Annotated in this window: 7 protein-coding genes; 2 read left to right on the top strand and 5 right to left on the bottom strand. The window is 71.9% G+C overall.

All coding sequences use genetic code 11. The annotated features are described in order from the left end of the window. From ABYE80_RS16880 to lipA, 4 genes are all read right to left on the bottom strand, one after another. A partial coding sequence (locus ABYE80_RS16880) for a D-alanyl-D-alanine carboxypeptidase family protein (RefSeq protein WP_372791473.1) occupies window positions 1-989 on the bottom strand: 989 nt, incomplete at its 3' end. Continuing rightward, entirely contained in the window at window positions 986-1,168 is a 183-nt protein-coding gene (locus tag ABYE80_RS16875; protein WP_372791472.1) for a hypothetical protein, read from the bottom strand. The genes ABYE80_RS16875 and ABYE80_RS16880, both read right to left, overlap by 4 nt. Beyond that, window positions 1,168-1,956, bottom strand: a complete 789-nt coding sequence (locus ABYE80_RS16870; RefSeq protein WP_372791471.1) for a rhomboid family intramembrane serine protease — start codon at window positions 1,954-1,956, stop codon at window positions 1,168-1,170. Before ABYE80_RS16870 ends, ABYE80_RS16875 begins: the two co-directional genes overlap by 1 nt. A 23-nt stretch (window positions 1,957-1,979) precedes the next feature. After that, window positions 1,980-2,990 carry a lipoyl synthase gene (gene lipA / locus ABYE80_RS16865; protein WP_372791470.1) on the bottom strand — a complete coding sequence of 337 codons (1,011 nt, stop codon included), beginning with the start codon at window positions 2,988-2,990 and terminating at the stop codon, window positions 1,980-1,982. Between the two features lie 58 nt (window positions 2,991-3,048). Between lipA and ABYE80_RS16860 the strand changes: the two genes are divergently transcribed. After that, on the top strand, window positions 3,049-3,414 hold the full coding sequence (locus ABYE80_RS16860; protein ID WP_372791469.1) for a hypothetical protein: 366 nt from the start codon (window positions 3,049-3,051) through the stop codon (window positions 3,412-3,414). A gap of 23 nt (window positions 3,415-3,437) precedes the next feature. Here ABYE80_RS16860 and lipB read toward each other — a convergent pair whose 3' ends face one another. Continuing rightward, window positions 3,438-4,124 carry a lipoyl(octanoyl) transferase LipB gene (gene lipB / locus ABYE80_RS16855; RefSeq protein WP_372791467.1) on the bottom strand — a complete coding sequence of 229 codons (687 nt, stop codon included), beginning with the start codon at window positions 4,122-4,124 and terminating at the stop codon, window positions 3,438-3,440. Between the two features lie 79 nt (window positions 4,125-4,203). Here lipB and ABYE80_RS16850 point away from each other — a divergent pair, with 79 nt between their 5' ends. Then, on the top strand, window positions 4,204-4,860 hold the full coding sequence (locus ABYE80_RS16850) for a hypothetical protein (RefSeq protein WP_372791466.1): 657 nt from the start codon (window positions 4,204-4,206) through the stop codon (window positions 4,858-4,860). Window positions 4,861-5,081 lie beyond the last annotated feature (221 nt).

Raw genomic sequence — 5,081 nt, 5'->3', positions numbered from 1 at the left:
TACCGCCGCCGCAGCACGCGGAACCCCCGGTCCAGCAACTGCATGGACTGCGGCCCGGGGTTTGAGGAGTGCAGGAGCACGACGGCGAGCCGGCGCCCGTCCTGCTCGGCCGCGCCGACGAAGCAGCGACCGGCGGCGTCGGTGTAGCCCGTCTTGACACCGAGGGCACCCGGGTACCCGGCCTTCACCAGGTGGTTGTGGCCGTAGAGGTAGATCCGGCCGCCCTTGGTGGGGAAGGGCAGGACCACGCGCCGTCGCTTCATGATCCGCGCGACACGGGGCTGCTCGAGTGCGAGCTTGGCCATCGCCACCAGGTCGACCGCGCAGGACCGGTTGCCCTTGTCGACGATCCCGCTCGAGGAGGCGAAGCGGGTGCAGGCCAGGCGCTCCTCCTCGGCTCGCTCGTTCATCGCGTCCACGAACGCCCGCTCCGTTCCGGAGACGTGCTCGGCGAGCGCGACCGCGGCGTCGTTGCCGCTGACGAGCATCAGGCCATTGAGCAGGGTCTCGAGCCGGACCCGCTTCTTCTTGGGGAGGATGCCGATCTTCGAGCCCTCGACGTTCCGCGCCCGTGAGGAGATCCGCACCTTCTCGTCGGCGTCCGAGCGCTCGGCGACGAGGATCGCGGTCATGATCTTCGTGAGCGACGCGATCGGCAGCGGGGTGACCGGCCGGAGGCGCCACAGGACCTCACCGCTGTCGAGGTCGACGAGGATGCCCGACGTCGGCGGCCTGGTGAACGAGTCGCGCACGGGGTCGCGCCGGTCGCTGTCCAGGCGGATCTCCAGCGCCTTGGGGCCGCCGTCGACGAGCAGCGCGCCGTTGGCCCCCTGGGGCGGCGTGACCGGGAGGTTGGGCGGGGCGACGTCGGCCGCCTGGGCGTCGGCGGACGTCACGGGTCCGTCGTCCAGCAGCCCGCACCCGGCGAGGCCCGGCGTCAGGATCGCGGCGGCCGCTGCCGCTGCGGCGAGACGTCGGTGCTTCCTCACGGGTCCGGCGGTTGACGGAGCGCTCCCACGATGCCGAAGCCGAACATCGCGAGGACGAGCAGCGAGACGGCGGTCAGGAAGTTCGGGCCGTTGGCGAGGATGTCGAAGACGGTGAGCACCGCGAATCCGATGATGAAGACCGCTGCGACGGCGAGGATGGGCTTGTGTTGCGGGTTCATCAGTAGACCGGGTACTTCGCGCCGCCGAACGGCAGGTCCTTCTCGCGGGTGGTGAACAGTTTGACGGCCAGCAGGCCGAAGACGAACCCGCCGATGTGGGCGAAGTAGGCGACACCGCCCCCGCCGCCGGTCGGGTTCGTGAGGTCGAGCGCGCCGTAGGCGACCTGCGTGAGGAACCAGAACCCGAGGACGAGCGTCGCCGGGATCTCGATGATCGTGAAGAACAGCACGATGAAGATCAGCGTGACGACGCGGGCCCGCGGGTACAGCAGGATGTAGCCGCCCAGGACGCCGGCGATCGCCCCGGACGCCCCGACGGTCGGGACGGCCTCGTCGGGTCCGATCGCCGTCTGCAGCACGAGCGCGCAGATGCCGCCGAGCAGGTAGAAGGCGACGAAGCGCACGCGGCCCATGGCGTCCTCGACGTTGTTGCCGAAGATCCACAGGAACAGCATGTTGCCGCCGAGGTGGAGCAGCCCTCCGTGGAGGAACATCGAGGAGAACACCGTCAGGAGCGTGGGCGGCTGGTCGGGCGCGGTGCCCGACACGCCCGGCTGGCCCTCGCAGGCGAGCTGCCCGCCGGGGCCCGCGACGGCCGCGCACTGGTCACCCAGGTGCGTGAGCTCGTAGGGGATCGCGCCCCAGTCGATGATGACGCCCTGGTCCGGGTCGCCGAACAGCGACCCGGGACGCTGCAGCAGGACGTACACGAGCACGTTCAGGACGATCAGCGCGATCGTGACGACCGGCAGCCGGTCGGTGGGGATGTTGTCCTTGAGCGGGAACACGCGGTGGCGAGGGCCCGCCGAGGCTACGCCACGGTGACGGCCGCCGACGCCAGCGGCCCGGTGCCCGGCTCGTCCTGCGCGACGTGCTGGTCGGCGTGGTAGCTGGAGCGCACCAGGGGGCCGGCGGCGATGTGGTCGAAGCCGAGCTCGTACCCGCGCTCCTCGACCTCCTTGAACTCGTCCGGGTGCCACCAGCGCACCACGGGCAGGTGGCGCTCGGTCGGCCGCAGGTACTGGCCGATGGTGATGATCTGCACCTCGCTCTCGCGGAGGAGCTTGAGGGTCTCGACGACCTCGTCGACGGTCTCCCCGAGTCCGACCATCAGGCCGGACTTCGTCGCGACCGCCGTGCCGCCGAAGTGCTTGGCGGTACGGAGGACGCGGGTGGAGCGCTCGAACGTCGACCCGCGGCGGGCCACGGGGTAGAGCCGCGGGACGACCTCGACGTTGTGGTTGAAGACGTCCGGACGTTCGTGGATGACCCGTGCGAGCGGCATGTCCGCGCCACGGAAGTCGGGGGTGAGCACCTCGACCTTGCACTTCGGCGCCTGGCGGCGGACCTCGCGGATCGTCGCCGCCCAGATCCCGGCGCCGTAGTCCGGGAGGTCGTCGCGGTCGACCGACGTGATGACCGCGTGGCGCAGGCCCATCTTCGCGATCGACCGGGCGACACGGGCCGGCTCGAGCGGGTCGTTCCAGGTCGGCTTGCCGGTGCGGACGTTGCAGAAGCCGCAACGCCGGGTGCAGGTGTCGCCGAGGATCATGAACGTCGCCGTGCCCCGTTCCCAGCACTCGCCGACGTTGGGGCAGGCCGCCTCCTGGCAGACGGTGTGCAGGTTCTCGTCGTCGATCAGCTGCCGCAGCTCGCGGTAGCGCGGGCTGCCCGGGGCGGGCACCTTGAACCACGGTGGCTTGCGCCCACGGAGGGGGACGCCCTCCGAGCCCAGGAACTGCACCACGTCGATGCCGCCCGGATTGCGCCGCGACCGCGTCGACAGGTGCCGGTCGTCGGTGGGCTTCGCCGGAGTCGCCATCGTCCCCAGGCTACCGAACACCTGGTCCCGCGCCGGTACCGCGGATAGGCTCGGCGCCATGCCTACGACACCAGCTCAGCTCCTCTCCGGCCTCCGCATCGCCGTCGGCGTCGGAGCCCTCGCCGTGCCGAACACGACCGGGAAGCTCTTCGGGATGGACACCGCCGCCAACCCGCAGGCCTCGTACATGGCGCGGCTGTTCGGGATCCGCGACATCGTCCTGGCGATCGGCACCGGCGCGACCGCCGGGCCGGCGAAGAAGACCTGGTGGAAGCTGGGCATCCTCACCGACGCCACCGACGTGGTCAGCGCGGCCCTCGGCGCACGGGACGGGAGCCTGACGCGGACCACCGCGGTCCTCGGCGGGCTCACCGCGGCGGGCGCGGTCGCCCTCGGGGTGGCTGCGCTCGCGGCCGAGGAGTAGCCGCCCGGCCCGCTCGGCGCGCCTCAGCCGGTGGCGAGCGCGCCGAGGTCGGCCGCATCGGCCTCGAAGGTCTCGCGGTCGAGGCGGGCGGAGAACGCCTCGATGATTCGTGCGGTGAACGGCTCGAGCCGCTCGGGGCGGCCCGTCTCCATGTAGAGCGACGTCATCTGGACCTCGGGGAGGCCGCAGGCGACGATCCAGTTCCACGGCTGCATGTCGTTCTGGACGTTGACCGCGAACCCGTGGGTGGTGACGCCCTTGGCGACGTGGACGCCGATCGAGGCGATCTTGCGGTCCTCCACCCACACGCCGGTGAAGTCGGGGCCCTCGCAGGTCCGGCTGTGCGCCTCGACCTGCTCGTGGGCGAGCGCGGAGATGATCGCCTGCTCCATGTCGCGCACGAAGCCCACGACGTCGGTGACGCGCACGATCGGGTAGCCGACGAGCTGCCCCGGGCCGTGGTAGGTGACCTTCCCGCCACGGTCGACATCGACGACGTCGATCCCGTTGGCGCGGTACCAGGCGTCCCCCATCGGCAGGTCCTCCGGGCTCTTGCGGCGACCCCGGGTGAGGACCGGAGGGTGCTCCAGCAGCAGCATCGTGTCGGGGATCGCGTCTGCCTGCCGCGCCGCGCGGACGCGCTGCTGGAGCGCGAGGGCCGCCTGGTACTCGACGAGGCCGAGGCGGATGACGCGCAGCGGATCGGTCATCGACCGATCGTGGCACAGCGGCGCAGCGGGTGGGCGGGATCGGCGCGGCCGCGCGCCCGACACCCCCTACCCTGGGGGTGTGGACACGCGCGGCCGTGATCCGGTCGACGACGGCCTCGACGACCCCGTCGAGTCGATGTGGCGAGCGCGGCTGCGGTGGAGGCTGGCGGGCGCCACGATGTGGCCGGCGTTCGCCGCGCTGACGGGCCTCGAGGCCGTGGCGATGCACCTGCGTCCGATCGCCGGCGACGCGATCACGGTCCCGGCCGCGTTCGTCCTCTGTGGCTTCATGAACCTCGCGGTCGTCGCGATCGGAGCGCCGATCGCCGGCCGGGTGCTCCGCGCACGGCGGCCCTCGCTGCCCAAGGAGGTCGCCGCGGACCGGGCCGGGACCGGGCTCCTGCTCGCGATGGCGGCCGTGATCCTGGCCGTCGGCCTGGCCCATCATGGCGACGTCGTCGCCGAGGAACGGGACTTCGCGGCCCAGTCCGCGGCGGTCCGGCAGTACGTGCGCGCTCAAGCTCCCCCGGCCTACCGGGTCAACATCGACCGAGCCGATACCTGGAAGCAGGCCCCGGATCTCTACCGCACGTGCGTGCCCGGTCCGGATCCGCGAAAGCACCTGTGCCTGATCGTGAGCACGGCGCAGCACCCGCCCGGGATCACGGTGGACGCCGACCAGCAGCCGAACGCCCGCGTCGCGGGGCCGGAGAACCCCGGCCGGATCGGCGGATGAGTCGCGGCCGGCGGCAAGCGTTCACGCGCCAACATCATTCGCGCGGCTCAAGTCTCGCGCGCGCGTGCCGATGGAACCGACATGCGGGTGACTCGCGCCCTCTGGGCGTCATTCGGCGCAGGGATGTGCATCACCGTGACCGGTGTGGTGCTGCTGGCCGCGGTCAGCACGGTGGTCGCCTTCCGGGGCTGGCCCGGCGCCGACCTCACCCAGCCGAGCAC

The sequence above is a fragment of the Paraconexibacter sp. genome (genome assembly GCF_041602235.1).
In the GTDB taxonomy this organism is placed as follows: Bacteria; Actinomycetota; Thermoleophilia; order Solirubrobacterales; family Solirubrobacteraceae; genus Paraconexibacter.
The sequence above is the reverse complement of the archived record's forward strand: the minus strand, read 5'-3'. Positions and strand labels throughout refer to the sequence as shown.

Coding starts and splice junctions, on each gene's coding strand:
- ABYE80_RS16875 (WP_372791472.1), bottom strand. CDS start 1,168: ATGAACCCGCAACACAAGCCCATCCTCGCCGTCGCAGCGGTCTTCATC.
- lipA (WP_372791470.1), bottom strand. CDS start 2,990: ATGGCGACTCCGGCGAAGCCCACCGACGACCGGCACCTGTCGACGCGG.
- ABYE80_RS16860 (WP_372791469.1), top strand. CDS start 3,049: ATGCCTACGACACCAGCTCAGCTCCTCTCCGGCCTCCGCATCGCCGTC.
- lipB (WP_372791467.1), bottom strand. CDS start 4,124: ATGACCGATCCGCTGCGCGTCATCCGCCTCGGCCTCGTCGAGTACCAG.